The sequence below is a fragment of the Paenibacillus qinlingensis genome (assembly GCF_031455095.1).
In the GTDB taxonomy this organism is placed as follows: Bacteria; Bacillota; Bacilli; order Paenibacillales; family NBRC-103111; genus Paenibacillus_E; species Paenibacillus_E qinlingensis_A.
The window spans coordinates 44,764-59,745 of sequence record NZ_JAVDSB010000003.1 but is presented as its reverse complement, the minus strand read 5'-3'; the positions used below and the strand labels follow the sequence as shown (position 1 = coordinate 59,745).

Here is a 14,982-nt window from a genome sequence, read left to right as displayed (position 1 = left end):
CTCCTATCCCTTAATAGCTCCGATCAGTGCACCTTTGACAAAATATTTCTGCAGGAACGGATACACAAGAAGAATTGGCACGGTAGCCACTATAATCGTCGCATATTTTAAAGTCGCAGACAGCATAGCAACGTCACCTGCCGAAGCCCCACCTGTCATCGAGCTAGCTTCACCTTGCAGCAAGATTTCTCGTAAGATGAGCTGAAGCGGATATAATGTGCGGTCCTGAAGGAAGATCATCGCATGGAACCAAGAATTCCAATGACTTACACCATAGTACAGAAGCATAACGGCAATGACCGGCATGGATAATGGCAAAATAATTCGGAACAGAATGACAAAATCGTTTGCACCGTCAATTTTCGCAGATTCCTCTAACGCATCAGGAATGGCTTCGAATGCCGTTTTCATCAGGATAAGGTTAAAGGTATTGATCGCATGTGGAATAATAATAGCCCACAGAGTATTGTTAAGTCCGACCCCTTTGACCGTCAAATAAAAAGGAATTAACCCCCCGCTGAAAAACATCGTGAACACGATGAACAGCATGATTTGCTTGCGATACTGCAAGCTTTTGCGTGAGAGGGCATACGCTCCTAGTGAGGTAAGCAAAATATTGAGAACAAGACCAACAAGTACTACGAAGAACGTATTCCCATACCCTTTAATAATCATTGGATTTGCAAATACACTCTTGTACGCTTCCAACGAAAAGCCCAGTGGTTTCCACAGAACGCCACTATATGCCATGAGCTGACTTGCATCACTGAGTGAAGCAAATGCCACGTAAATAATCGGATAAATGGTCACGATCATCAGGATCGTCAAGAACACCGCATTGCTCCAATCAAAACTTCGTTCACCGATAGATGGTCGAATTGCATTCGTTTTTGCTTTCATTTTGAGCTCCATATCCATCCTCCTCCCCACCTACCATAAACTCGTGTTGTTTAATTTCCGACTTATCCAATTGGAACAAATAAGCAATGTAAAATTAATCGCAGAATTGAATAAACCAACTGCTGAGCTGAAGCTGTAATTAAACTCTTGCAACCCTACCCTGTATACATAAGAGGATATGACATCCGCTGTTTCATACGTACCTGGATTGTATAGTAAAATAATTTTCTCAAAGCCTACATTCATCATTTTCCCCATCTCCAGAATGAGCAAAATAATAATCGTCGGCATGATCCCTGGGATCGTCACATGAATAGCCTGCTTCCAGCGGCCTGCGCCGTCAATGCGTGCTGCCTCATACTGCTCTTGATCAATTCCTGTTAATGCCGCCAAGTAAATAATCGTGCCCCATCCAATATGCTGCCAAACACCGGAAGATACATAGATTGGACGAAACATATCGGCATCAAGTAAAAAAGTTGCACGTTCTCCACCCATCCAAGCAATCAAATCATTGATAACGCCTTCGCTGGATGTAAAATCTTTCAAAATGCCACAAATGACAACAAGTGAAATAAAGTGAGGCATATACGTCAGTGTTTGAACACTGCGTTTGAACAAAGCATTTTTTACTTCATTGAGCAGTAACGCTAAAATGATCGGAGCCGGAAAGCCGAAAATTAGCTCGTTTAAGCTGATTAAAAGCGTATTCTTAATCGTCCGCCAGAAATAAGGCCCTGAAAAAAACATTTCAAAATTGTCAAAACCTACCCAGTCGCTGCCCAAAATACCAAGCCTTGGCGAGAAATCTTTAAACGCAATGATAGCCCCGTACATCGGTGCATAATGAAACACACAGTAATACAGCAAAACAGGCAACAGCATCACATACAAGTATTTATTTTTACGTATATCGAGAATCAGACCGAGTTTGGTGCCCGCTTTCTTCCCCTTACTGGCTAAGAAAACAGGTGTCGATTCATGTTTGATTGCTTCCATATCATAGTCCACCCTTCAACAGTCTTCTTACAGATAAACGTGCCAGCGGGTGGCCGACACGTTCTCTGTCCTATTCTTAGCGCTTATTGTAACGATCGAAAGCATCTTGATAAATTTTGAGCACTTTGTCGCTTCCCATTTCTTGAATGCGCTTCACGTACTCGTCAAATTTATCGATAGGCTCTTTGCCCATAACGAATTTAATGAACATTTCTTCTTTGTAAGAGCTAATAGCGGTGTTAAGTTTGGCAATTTCCTTACTTTCCTCTACCGTCGGTGTAATGAAAGTCGGCATGACGTGCTTAACAGCATCCGTCTCAGCCCATATTTTCATAGCATCGTTTTGCTCAGGATACGTGTTGAAATTCTTTCTGGAATCACCCAAGAACGGCCCGTTCGGCTTCGTATATTGCGATACCATTTGCTGTAAGTTCAATTTAGGATCCTTCGTAATTTTGTCAGACCACGTTGGTACACCACTCACGAGATTGAAGCTTTCGCCTTCGATACCGAAGTTAAAGAGCGTAGCCCCTTTTTCACTGTAAGCGTAATCCAGCCACTTCACTGCGAGTTCTGGATCCTTCGCAGCTGTCGTAACGGCTTTACTCGCTAACGGATTGTATTTGAAATCACGTTGCCCGATAAAAGCACGCTCACCTTTCTTCAAGGTTGGATAAGGTGCTGCGACGAGATGGTAGTTCGGCTCTTTCTTCTTCGCCGTATCCATCCAGCGGCCAATGACGCTAAGCAGTCCGACCGTTGAACCAGATGCATTGCTAAGCATCTTGTTATCGAGCGATTTCGAATCCGTATTCAGGGCAAAATCTTTATCAATCAGGCCTTCTGCATACCATTTGCGGAAAAGGGTTAAAACTTCTTTGAACTGCGGGTCAATCGGACCGTATTTTACTTTTCCTTGATCGTCAATGTAGTAGCGATTCGCTGTTTTGAAAGCACCAATGAACGCATCCTGGATGTTGAGCTCGCTGCCTGTACTGTATTGCGCAGTGAACGGAGCTGTAGCCCCTTTCTTTTCCTTAAACGCTTTCAATACGGTATACCATTCATCGATTGTCGTTGGAACTGGTAAACTCAATTCATCCAACCAATCTTTACGAAGAATAGGACCACGGAATACAAGCCCATTTTCTGGACGAATCATCGGGAATACATAGTATTTGCCGCTATCCGTCTTCAGCATTTTATCCAGCTCTTTATCTTGTTGTAAAAGCTTCTTCAAATTCGGTGCGAACTTATCAATCAGTTCGTTCAAAGGAATAATCATTTTATCCGCGATTGCCTTCTCAGGTCCGCCAGGGTATTCTTTGTTCCAATCATACTCAATGACATCTGTTAAATTATTGGAGGCAATCAAGAGATTGAATTGCTCCTTCTTCTGACCGTCAGCAGGGTGCGTATATTTCACTTTAACGCCGGTTTCTTTCTCTAACTGTTTACCAAATGCCGATTCGCCTAAATTAGGTACAATGGATGTGATGTTCGGATTAATTTCTTCCCATGAGCTGATCGTTCCTGCGCTTGCAATTGGATACTTCGCTGCTTGAACCGCTGGTGCGGATGACGATGTTGCTTTCGGTGTGCTGCTTGCTTCTTCTTTCGAACATGCAGCTAACAAGCTTGTTGTTGCCAAGATAATGGAGAGTGTCGTTCCAATTGTCTTCATCTGCTTTTTCATAGATATCCCCCTCGTGATTGCGTATTCCTACTTGCTCATGCAGCTCACACTGTCTGGTGTAGTGCACCGATAACGTTATTATGCGAAGTAAAGCGCTGTTTGGGTATCATCAAAAACAGAAAACCATCATCAAAATCTGTATTTTCACATCTTTAAAATTGGAACTCACGTGCAAAAAGAGAAAAAGCCACACAAATGGTGGCAACTTCCCTAGCCAGGCTATACAAAGTCTTTGTATTTCCCTGGTGTAATTCCTTCATATTTCTTGAAAATACGATTGAACCTATTGATATCCTCATAACCCACTCGTCTAGCAATGTCCACGATAGAGGTCGATTGTACCGCTAAAAGCTTTTTCGCTTCTTCAATCCGCGTCTTGTTAATGTGTTCGAGCAAGGCTTCACCAGTCTGAGCTTTAAATTGCTTTGATAAATAGGACGGGGTTAAGTTGAACACATCCCCGATCATCGTAATATTTAAATCCGTGGAACTGAAGTTCTCTTTCACATAGGTAATGATTTGTTGACTGAGTTGATTATGATCTTGCTTGCGTTCTTCTTGAATAGATTGACATACTTGCTTCAGCACATCGCTGATCTGCACTCTCATATCTTTAATCGTCGTACACGCCGTTAAACGGTCAATCGGGTTAACCTGATTCATGAATTCCCGCTTATTGCTTGCGCCGATTTCATCAATGGTTTTGAGCATGGTAGAAATAAGATCGAACATCAAGCATTTCGCCAGAGGTACCGATAAGGATGCACTGGATACGTTGATTTCGATAATCTCATCAATCATCGCTTTCGACTGATCGTAGTCACCCGTTTTCACAAAATTGATGAGCTGCTGTTCCACATGCAAGGGATAATAATAGCTCGATTCCCGTTCCGTTTCCGCATCCGGCAAATCACTATAGCGAATAATTTCGCCGCTTCCCATCACCATGCGATATTCAAGTGCCGAAAGTGCTTCCTGATAAGCAACTGGGATGCCAGACAAGTCTTGATGAATACGGCTAATAGCGATGGTCAAATGCACATGAAAATGCTCCAACATGAACGCTTTCACTTGTTCGGCGATATCTTGTACCTCATCCGATTCAGGGTTCTTTTTAAAATTAATGATACACGCTTGTAGATTGTCTAACTCCGTTGAAAAGGCTTGGTGCCCAATGCCAACAACTTCCTCTGCGACATTCATAATAATAAACTGAACATGCTTGATCTTCTCGGCGAAAGCAAACTCAGTGGACTCCAATTTGCCATAATGATCAACTTGAAACAGTAATACAGCAAAATGGGAAGTCTCCAGCTTCATATTATGAACCGCAAGTGATTCATGCACAGGTACATTACGTTCTAGTGAGCCTTTTAGTAAGCCTTGGAGGAAATGGGAACGAATCGTGTCCCGATGCTGCTCCAGGCGTTGACCGATTTGCTCCTTCTCCGTAAAGGTATCATTCAGCGCTGCTTGCAAATAACCATACTCATTAGAGCCTTCCTTGAAAGAAATGCTAGATCGCGTAGATAAACTTCGAATCAGCTTGCTTATCGGATCATAATTACGTTTGAGCATCAAAAATGTGACAATGCCGCCAATCAGGAGACTGAGCGCGATACTGATCGAGATCAGGTTTTTGACATACTTCATTTTTTCATCAAAAAGATCCGCAGGCATCATCGAAATGTATTTCCAGCCGGCTCTATTCGAAGTTGTATATGAAACCGCATACTGTTTGTCTATCAATTTATCATAAAAGAAACCGTTCTCACTTGTGAGCTTATCGAGAGATAGAAAATCTGGATCTTTATCTAATCCCGTTGAAGCAATTAAGCGATTCTGGCGGTCGAGTACCGCGATAGACGAATGATTCGCTGGCATGATATTCTCAAGCAGTTTCGAATCTTTAATCGTAAATAAGATAATTGCACCTGGCTGTTCTGGTGTATCGAGAATGATTGATTTGGCATACATCACGGCTTTCACCGCTTGTCCATCTTCACGAATCGTCACTGGTGAGTACTCTTGAATATATCTTTTATCAAAAGTAGCTTGCCATTCCTCATAGCTCATGTCTTCGCGAGTCCGAACTCTATCATATAATTGGCGGCTGTTGATATGATCGCGTGTGGAGACGACCGTATCACTATTTTTGTAATACACATAAATTTGATCGATATAATCGTTGGCTACTTTGTATTTGCGCAGATCATCAACAATTTCAACGACGTCATAATATTGCTCATCCTTCAACGGTTTGGATACCGTAATGAATCCTGCAAGACGTTTGCTTAGCGCCATCTCAACACTTAAGCGTTCGATACCAGCCAAATTACTGTCAATCGCTTGCTCAATCTGTTTGAGCAGCGATTCATTGGCGCGATTAACTTCCGATTCAATCACATGCCAAGTTGCCGTATAAATAATGCCGCTGATCAGGATTGGAACGAGCAGTACAGACATGTAGGATATGAGCCAATTCACCATGACACTCCGTTTGCTGAATCGTAAGTTTTTCATTGTCACAGCTAGTCCCCCGTGTTCGCATGGAATTGATTTCAATTCATTATACACGAAAAGCAAAAAGAAACACCGCTTTCCCTTATTGAAAAAGAAAAGTGGTGTTGAGATAACTGACTACCCAAATTAGAATATCCGTTGCTTCCAGCCTAACAATTTAGCTAAAGCCTCAACATAATAGTAATCTCCATAAATGAGCGAAACGTTCACGTTCTGGCCAGCTGGCTTATGCCCTGTACCTTCCAGTAGAATAGCTTGATGCTCTGGCTTATCCCATGTCGCATACTTCTGCGTAAGTGACAATAGCGTACGTTCAGCCGCATTACGGTAGACCGCACCTTCGGATGGCGGCAGGAAGGCAGCTAATTCAATTAATCCGGAAGCAGCACAGGTAGCTGCAGATGTATCTCTTGGCTCGTTATCCAGCGACTCGTCTGCGCGGAAGTCCCAATGCGCTACGCCATCCTCTGGCAGACAAGCCAAGAAGTAGTTCGCTACGCGCTGTGCAGCTTTTAAATACTTCGCGTCTCCCGTAAAGCGGTATACATTGGCTAAGCCATGCAAAGCCCACGATGCTCCTCGGCTCCAAGCCGATTGTGGCCCGAATCCTTGACCGCCAAGCGATTCGATAAGCTCACCTGTCTGCGGATCGAAACTCAGGATATGATTAACGGAGCCGTCTTCCCGGATGAACTTCTCCACAACCGTATCGGCATGCGCTCTTCCAATATGTTCAAAGCGCGGATCTCCTGTCGTTTCTGCTGCCCAGAATAAAATAGACAAATTCATCGTGGAATCAACAATCGCCCAACCATGCTTATCTTGGTTCCAAGCGCGAAGGAAGTTACCTGCCATATTGAAACGACCCGCCAAGAAATTAGCTGCTTGAAGGCCGCGCCGCAAACCATCTGTATCCCCAGTCAGCTTATGTTTAATCACTGCTGTCGGCAAGTATTGGAAACCGACGTCATGATGGAAATTATGATCTTGAATACTTTTTTGCTCGAACTTACCATCCCACTCCCAAGCTGCTTCCTTGTAGTGTTCTTTGCCTGTCATCTCATGCATAATCCATAGAATTCCTGGCCAGAAGCCTGAAGTCCACCAATCAACCCGCATATCGTCATAGATACCGTCTTCTTTGGCTACGTGCGGGGATTTGTCCCCGATTTGCTCGATCATGCGATCAACCTTCACTTGAAGCTCTTTCCAGACATCAGGCAAAATATCCCCAAGCTTCTGTGCGTTCTGCCAGTTTACGGCGTTTTTAAGTTCACTCATCTTAAAATCCTCCTCAAAGTGGGTTTACTTCACAACTTCTATGATTGCTGTTACGGTAGACATCCCTTCACATGCAGCACTAATGACTGATGTATATCTCCGCTGTGCAACACGATCACCTTTGGATTGGGAGGCCAAAGAGGATGCTGGGCCACCTGCACTCACGAAATCCGTGATCGTTATGCCAGCAGGTAAGCCTCCCGTAGGGTCTAAGAAAATTCCTGCACGACCACTGGCGAGCTGAACCTGTCTTGAACCACGAATTGTACCAAGATTATCAAGGAGTTTCCCATCTCCAGCTAATCCAAATCGAACAAATAAAGCTGAATCGGGGCAAAAGATGCCATTTGCATCATAAGCCCGTACTTCTGCATACACACGTCCATCCGCTAAGGTTTCCGTCGTTAGTTGGATCTCGGCAGGCTCCCCCCATGTGTCCGATTGATAGGTAAATTGCAGCTCGTCGCTGACAACCTCGCCTTCCACGATGGCCTCAGCACGCAGATGATATACACCCGCTGTCAACGCCGTTTCCCAACGAAGACCTGCGCAAGGGAAGTCTTGTGAATCACGTTTCTTCACGCCCAAGCTCACTCCGTTGAGGAAAAGCTCAACCTGTGCCGCGTTCGAGTACACCTTGATAAGCTTACGTTCGCCCTCTATGCCCCAGCGAGTTGGCATTGTATGCCCGTAGATACGAACCATCGGCTTGTCTGACCAGTAGGATTGGAACACATAAAAGGCTTCCTTCGGTGTCAGATCGCGCTCGACGATCCCTTTCATATTCAAATATGGAATTGGAGAATCCGGCCGAACTGGTGTTGCGAAATCTTTGAATGACCACTGCGCTGCACCTGTCAGCCAATCCATCTTCTCCTGCGATTTCAAATACCAGTCGATCATTTCACAGAAATACGTTTCCGACCAATCCCCATCACGCGATACGCGAGGTTCGCCACCCGTTAACAAGTAATCCCCATCACGCTCATCCGTGACGCCATCCGTATTTGTCATAAAAGCAAAGCCCGTGAACGGTTTCTCCACATGCCGAGTTGGCAAATTGTCCGCGCCCCACTCCATGTGGAAGAACGAGTCCACATTCTCAAACGCGGTCTGACAGCTTGATTCATAGTCGGTATAGACGCCACGATACCATCCTGCCCAAATAGAAGGGGAGTACACATCGATAATATCCTTACAAAATTCACATCGACGAATCGCCGTTAATCGACTTGGGTCCAGTTGATGCGACAGGTCATGCAGCTCTTTCATAAAAGTGCGAATTTCTTGCTGATCGAAATGATCAAAATCGCACTCCCAATCGTTCTCGTTGCCCAATCCCCATAAAATAACGGATGGATGGTTATAATGCTGTGCAATCATCGCCGAAAGCATATCGATACATTGCTCGCGATACGCTGGACCGCCTAGACCGCCCCGGCACCAAGGGATTTCTTCCCAAACGAGAATCCCTAACTCATCGCATAAATCTAGAACAATACGCGACTGCTGATAATGCCCGAGGCGTATGAAATTAGCCCCCATGTCCTTGATCAGCTGCATTTCTTCACGAATCATCGCTTCCGTCATCGCTGCCCCAACTGCTGCATGATCTTCATGACGGTGTGTACCGCGCAGCAAGAGACGCTCGCCGTTGAGCTTAAACGGACCTTGTTTCACAAATTCAAATGTCCGGAAGCCGAACCGTTCTTGACTTGTCGTTTCGCCATCCTCACATTGGAGGACGACGGAGCAGTCGAATAAATAAGGATCTGAAACTGACCACAAATGTGGATCCTGCACATAGAAGACCGCAATCTCCTGCTCATCCTGCCAAGTTGGCAACGATAGCTCTGTTTGCCCAACAATCGCCCCATCCTGCTGCTTCAGCACAATGGAGAGTTTGATCGTCTCAGCCAGCTGATCCGGATTGTACAACTTCGCACGTACACTGACTTTCCCACTTCTTGGTGTTTGCGCAGAAACGTCTTCTAGTTGAGATTCCACATGAACTTGAGCCAAGGAAATCTGCGGCACATAGACGAGGTTCAAATAGCGATATACACCGCCATATAGATTAAAATCACTCGCATCCGAAGGAATCGTCTCCAGCTCTCGGCTGTTATCACATCCGATTGCGACAGGCACAAGCCCTGCATACCGTACTATGCCATGGGCTCGCTCAACCGCTTCGGAAATATCAACCGTAAACTCGTCATACCCGCCTAGATGGGAATCCACCTTTTCCGTGTAGACATATACATCCGTGCGCTGCCCTGCCCCTTCAAAATGCAGCAGTGTTCTGCCCTTCGGATAAGGATTATTTACCTCCAGCTTGTTCCGGTACCAACCTTGTCCTTGATAATATTTATGATCGGGATCCATCACATCATATCCGTTATACGTGTGTGGAAGCGTAACCGATTCCCACGGCACATTATAATGATTTTGCAGCTTGTCTGAACGCCATACCTCCCAAACCCCGCCTAAGGATCCGCGATAGTGCTCCCATTGCTCTATTAAACGTTGCTTCAACATGTAAAATGACTCCTCCTAGTTGCGCTTTCACTTGTCTCCATCGTATCAAAAAAAAGGCTAAAAAAGTTTAGCCCTCTTATGATAAAATGTTGTTAGAATACGATGAGGTGATTCCCCCTTGAAGCTAATGAATTACTTAAACTTAAATGTGCATCCTGTGCAATTATCGTTTTTTAAAGATCGGACAAACTCATTTGAGGAAGTGTTTCATGCCCATCAGGGTATGGAGCTTCTCGTCGTCCACGAAGGCACTGGGTTTGTCGTAATAGAACAACAAATTGTCGAGCTGCAGCCTGGCACGATTATCTGCTTCAGACCGTTTCAGCTGCATCGCATTCGAATTCATAATCTGCCTCAGGATCGCTACATCCGATCGCTTTTCGTACTTGAGCCTGTTGTTCTTGAGGCAGCACTCTCTGCCTTCCCAGCTCTTCGCGATTTTCTACGAAAGCTCTGGAAGGAGCCGCTCGTGCCGCAAGCATTCCGAAGCGATGATCTTTCGGCACTTGAAGCGATGTTTCGCAGCTATAGACTCAGGCTTGATGCCGCCAAAGATCGAGGGCCAGAGCGACTGTTGGAAGAACAGTTGCTCTTCCTAACAGCCTTCGTGCACCAGCTGCGCACGGACTCGGATAAAGCTGCTTTCTCACAGTCTGATTCTGTTCCCCTGCCTACGCCCAAAAACTCGTCAACCGCCGAGCGAATGCTTGCGTGGATCGAGGCCCATTACATGGAGCCTTTCAAACTGGACGAGTTAGCCTCGGCGGTTCACCTAACACCAAACCATGTATCTGCCACCTTTCATCAATCTATTGGCAGCACGATAACCGAGTACTTGACGGCCCGCCGGATCCGACAAGCCTGTTGGCTGCTGCGCACGACGGATATGTCCGTTCAAGATATCGGGGAGTCCGTCGGATTAGGTAACTTCTCGTACTTCTGCCAACTCTTTAAGAAGCATGTGGGGTTCACACCTTACAAATTCAAGGGGATGAGTGCGTATACGATTTTCATAGAATGAGACAACGTTACTTTTTTTCAAAGTTAGTGACAAAAAGTTGCTTTTCTTCTATAGTAGGAATTATCATATCGACGCGTGTGAAGCACACCGCTCCCTCCCTATTCGGGGAAGGCGCGGTGTTTTTTTGTTCTTAAGTGAGGGGGGAATGTTCTTGGATATATACGAGGCATGGTTGGACAAACAGAGGAAAAGTCTTACGGGTGAAGCTCTACGTCGTTTAAATGAAGGACATGCGCACAATGAGAAGTTATTTGTACATGATTTATGGTTGCCTGCCGTAGGCAACTTAGACTTTTTGCATGCCGAGTATGAGGTTACCAATTTTCGGGACGGATTCTTCTATTTAGACTTCGCCTATATCAGACCTCCCTATTTAATCAATTGGGAAGTGGACGATTTCAGCTCGCATGGCAAACAGGTGACCCGTCGAAGTTTTGAATACGAGCGCGAAAGACAAAACCAATTAATGCTAGACGGCTGGCAGATATATCGTTTACCACTGGATGCCATCAAAGAGAAACCACGACGTTGTCAGCAATTCATCCAGCAAGTGTTAGGAAAACTTTACGGTGGTGGGGGTGTTACTACTGATGTGAAACTTTCATTAAAGCAGCGGGAAATTCTTCGTTTTGCCACACAAATACAGAGACCTTTCATGCCTCAAGAGGTATGCGAGCTCCTTGCCATTAAGGGACAGCATGCTCGAAAATTACTTCACGAATTGGTCCAATCTGAGTTGCTGCTTCCCGCATCAGGCTCTAATCGCATTCGTACCTACCGTTTAGGTAACAAGGCCATGCATCACTACATATAACGTTATCGTACAACGCAATTCCGCTCCAAAGCCGCCACAGCTGCATATTAAGGTTATGCCATAACGCTATTAACTCCATAAATGGGTGGTTCCTCACGAATTGAACGCTTTAGCGTTACGCCATCACTCTATTTCCCGCGAGAATAGCAAAAAGCCCAAGATAAGATGATGGCATCTGATGGCATCATCTTATCTTGGGCTTGAGTGAATCGTATACATATAGGTTACTCAGGCTCCGGTCGATCAGGGAGCTGGCTCACAAAGCTATCTGACAATTGCAGCAGCTTCAACGAGTGATTAAACTCGTCTTCCGTCGCCGATTGATGCTCGGTGGCGTTGCCGGCAAGTGTAAAATAATTGCCATCCTCGAACCCCTTGCCTGACATAAAGAGTTCTTCGTTGTTTACAAACGAGCCTGTCGGCAGGTAGTAACGTTGGGGCAATAAATTGTAGGACGTCTGATTAAGCAAATCTTGACCAAAGTGAATGTAGTCAGTCAACGATACACCCAAAAGGTTAGCAACCGTAGGTAAAATATCAACTTGACCACCTAACTGCATTTTCAATTGAGGCGTGGTCACGCCTTCGGACGCGATAATAAGAGGAATATTGATGAGTTCTTTTTCGCCGTATTCATGACCAAGAATCTCCGTCATCAGCGCTTTGTCGTCAGCTTTCAAAGAAAATAAAGGAAGGCCGCGGTGATCGCCGTAGAGAACCACGACACTGTTCTCCCATATGCCCCGCTTTTTCAAATCATCGATAAACAAACCAAGTGCATAATCCGCATAATTTTCTGCGCGTATATAATCGCCTACAAAGGTGCCCTCGTAACGCTCAGGCAATGTCATCTTATACTTTTCTTCCGGTATCGTGAACGGGTTGTGAGAACTCATAGAGATGACATGTGCGTAAAATGGTGTTCCTTGCTTTTGATAGCCAGCTAATTCCTCGGCCGTCTTCCTGTACAACACTTCATCGGACGAGCCATAGAAGAACGCATCCTCATCTTTGAAGTATTGCTTATCATAGTACCGATCGTAACCAATGGCCTGATATAAATCATCCCGATTCCAGAATCCAACTTCATTCGTATGGAAATTCATCGTCGTGTAGCCTTTCTTCTGAAGGAGCTTAGGAAGGCTAGGTAAATCCTTTTTCCCATAGACTTGTGTAGCCGCGCCATCCGGAGGTACATAATATGACGTGTTCACGATGAACTCAGCATCTGACGTGTTCCCTTGACCAATTTGCTGATAAAATTTCGGGAAATAATAGCTGGACCCAGCCAACCGATTCAAATTCGGCGTAATTTCTTTTCCATCAATATGCAATCCGATGATAAAGTTCTGAAAAGATTCCATTTGAATGATGATCAAATTCTTCCCGCTCGCCGCGCCGTGCAAGACGGGCTGTTCAACGACTGCTTTATTCTTTAAGCTATCAATCGCTGTCTGAGTAATCAGATCGGGACTAATTATTTCTTCTTTCTTCTGAGAAAGCAAATTGTACATTTCATAATTTAAGATGCCCATTTTGCTTGCTTTTACATTTTCATTAAAGGAACTGCGGTTAGGAATCACACTAAGTGCACAAAGTAGTAAAGAGAAGCAAGCGACACTAGCAACGATTTTCATGCTAAGCGGCTTCCATTCTCTTGTTTTAGGTTTCATGAATGCAAAGAGTCCCACAATGACAATGTCCAAGAAGAACAGCAGATACTGGGGTTCGATAACAGAGAAAATACTCTTCTGGACTGCGCCTACTTGCTTGGCTTGGGTTAAAACGTGGTACGTCGCGATAACGCCGAAATGTTTATAATAGATAACGAGTGCAAAAAACAAAACGGTAATAATCAGATCAACAGCCAAATACCAAGCGAGCTTATGCTTCTTCACAACGTACTCAATCACACAATATGTGATCAAAATTGCTGGAATTTCTGTTAACAGAATCCTCGCCGATGGACCTGTTTCAAATAAAATCATCCAAGCGACATAAATTTTAATAACAATAAATAATGGAAATAAAAACAAGCGATGTCTGAGCTTTTCCAACATACAGATAGCTCCTTTCATTTATAACATGGTCATAATATGGACTGGAAGGAATGTCGAATTACATCTCCTCTACTAATGATTCCTACGAGTACACCACGGTTAAGAACAGGTAACTTCTTTATCCGTTTCTTACCCAATATCGCCGCGATTTGCTCAATATCCTCTTCAGCATCTACAGCAATCACTTTCTTTTGAGCTATTTTCATCACATTCAAAGGCAGCAAGTTGCGCACTCTATCTTGAAACTCATTATTATCACCTTTGATCACAGCGGTGTACAGATACGACCCAAAAATATAATCGTCGTGTTTGCCGATATATCGCATAATATCTCCGTCACTAATATAGGCAACGACTTCATTCCGATCGTTCACGACAGGAAGTCCGCTAATCCGATGACTGAGAAACTTCTCAATAACCGCGCGAACCGTGTCTTCCTCTTTTACCTTATAAACTTGGCGAACCATAATTTCCTTTGCCTTCAAATTGTGCCCACTCCCGTCTGCTATTGCCTTCTGTTGAAAGAAGAAGTATCATGACACTATATACTTGCATTATACAACTATGTCGAGTGAAGTCAATCCTTATATAAAGTCGTTTACTCCTATTTGGAACATATTCAAATCATTCGCTGTGTGTTACGATACAAGCATAAATGAATGAAAACACCTAAATACGAGGTACACACAATGACAAAAACTCCCATTGAATCCATTGAGATTGAATTAGCCGTATTTATACGCCGTTTTATAGCCGCAACTACCAATAAAAAAGTCGGTAATTTGGATCGTGCAGCCTACTTATTGCTCCATCAAATTTCCTCTCATGGGTCCGCCGGTGTCAAAGCATTAGCCGAGGAATTCCATCTCGATATGTCGACCATTAGCAGACAAACAGCCGCCCTGGAGCAAAAAGGCTATGTGTTTCGAATACCCGATCCCCAAGACGGTCGCGCGTATTCCCTGCAAATTACAGAAAGCGGCATAGCGGAATTGGCGTTAAATAAACAATTACGCTTAGCCTATTTAACAAAGCATTTGCAAGATTGGACTTCGGAAGATCAGATAAGGTTCGGTGAATTGCTTCATAAATTTAACTCTACCCCCTAATAATTGTAGGGATATCTCCTCTTACGTAAAATCATTCCTTT

Annotated in this window: 11 protein-coding genes; 3 read left to right on the top strand and 8 right to left on the bottom strand. The window is 44.4% G+C overall.

The window, feature by feature from the left end:
• Positions 1-3 precede the first annotated feature (3 nt).
• From J2736_RS11140 to J2736_RS11115, 6 genes are all read right to left on the bottom strand, one after another.
• Positions 4-900, bottom strand: a complete 897-nt coding sequence (locus tag J2736_RS11140) for a carbohydrate ABC transporter permease (RefSeq protein ID WP_310226463.1) — start codon at positions 898-900, stop codon at positions 4-6.
• Positions 901-930: 30 nt separating this feature from the next.
• Positions 931-1,899 carry an ABC transporter permease gene (locus J2736_RS11135; RefSeq protein WP_310226460.1) on the bottom strand — a complete coding sequence of 323 codons (969 nt, stop codon included), beginning with the start codon at positions 1,897-1,899 and terminating at the stop codon, positions 931-933.
• A 76-nt stretch (positions 1,900-1,975) separates the two neighbouring features.
• Entirely contained in the window at positions 1,976-3,595 is a 1,620-nt protein-coding gene (locus tag J2736_RS11130) for an extracellular solute-binding protein (protein ID WP_310226458.1), read from the bottom strand.
• A gap of 219 nt (positions 3,596-3,814) precedes the next feature.
• On the bottom strand, positions 3,815-6,118 hold the full coding sequence (locus tag J2736_RS11125; protein ID WP_310226456.1) for a helix-turn-helix domain-containing protein: 2,304 nt from the start codon (positions 6,116-6,118) through the stop codon (positions 3,815-3,817).
• Positions 6,119-6,244: 126 nt separating this feature from the next.
• Positions 6,245-7,399, bottom strand: a complete 1,155-nt coding sequence (locus J2736_RS11120) for a glycoside hydrolase family 88 protein (protein WP_310226454.1) — start codon at positions 7,397-7,399, stop codon at positions 6,245-6,247.
• A 24-nt stretch (positions 7,400-7,423) separates the two neighbouring features.
• Positions 7,424-9,937 carry a glycoside hydrolase family 2 TIM barrel-domain containing protein gene (locus J2736_RS11115; RefSeq protein ID WP_310226452.1) on the bottom strand — a complete coding sequence of 838 codons (2,514 nt, stop codon included), beginning with the start codon at positions 9,935-9,937 and terminating at the stop codon, positions 7,424-7,426.
• A gap of 127 nt (positions 9,938-10,064) precedes the next feature.
• Between J2736_RS11115 and J2736_RS11110 the strand changes: the two genes are divergently transcribed.
• Positions 10,065-10,958 (top strand): AraC family transcriptional regulator, encoded by an 894-nt coding sequence (locus J2736_RS11110; protein ID WP_310499097.1) that lies wholly within the window; start codon positions 10,065-10,067, stop codon positions 10,956-10,958.
• Between the two features lie 151 nt (positions 10,959-11,109).
• On the top strand, positions 11,110-11,772 hold the full coding sequence (locus J2736_RS11105; protein ID WP_310226450.1) for a DNA-binding response regulator: 663 nt from the start codon (positions 11,110-11,112) through the stop codon (positions 11,770-11,772).
• Positions 11,773-11,996: 224 nt separating this feature from the next.
• On the opposite strand, the gene J2736_RS11100 is transcribed toward J2736_RS11105, so the two are convergent.
• Positions 11,997-13,832, bottom strand: a complete 1,836-nt coding sequence (locus J2736_RS11100; RefSeq protein WP_310226448.1) for an LTA synthase family protein — start codon at positions 13,830-13,832, stop codon at positions 11,997-11,999.
• Positions 13,833-13,861: 29 nt separating this feature from the next.
• Positions 13,862-14,317: a CBS domain-containing protein gene (locus J2736_RS11095; protein ID WP_397340470.1), complete on the bottom strand. Its 456-nt coding sequence runs from the start codon at positions 14,315-14,317 to the stop codon at positions 13,862-13,864.
• Between the two features lie 204 nt (positions 14,318-14,521).
• On the opposite strand from J2736_RS11095, the gene J2736_RS11090 reads away from it, so the two are divergent.
• Positions 14,522-14,941, top strand: a complete 420-nt coding sequence (locus tag J2736_RS11090; protein ID WP_310226446.1) for a MarR family winged helix-turn-helix transcriptional regulator — start codon at positions 14,522-14,524, stop codon at positions 14,939-14,941.
• Positions 14,942-14,982: the final 41 nt, after the last annotated feature.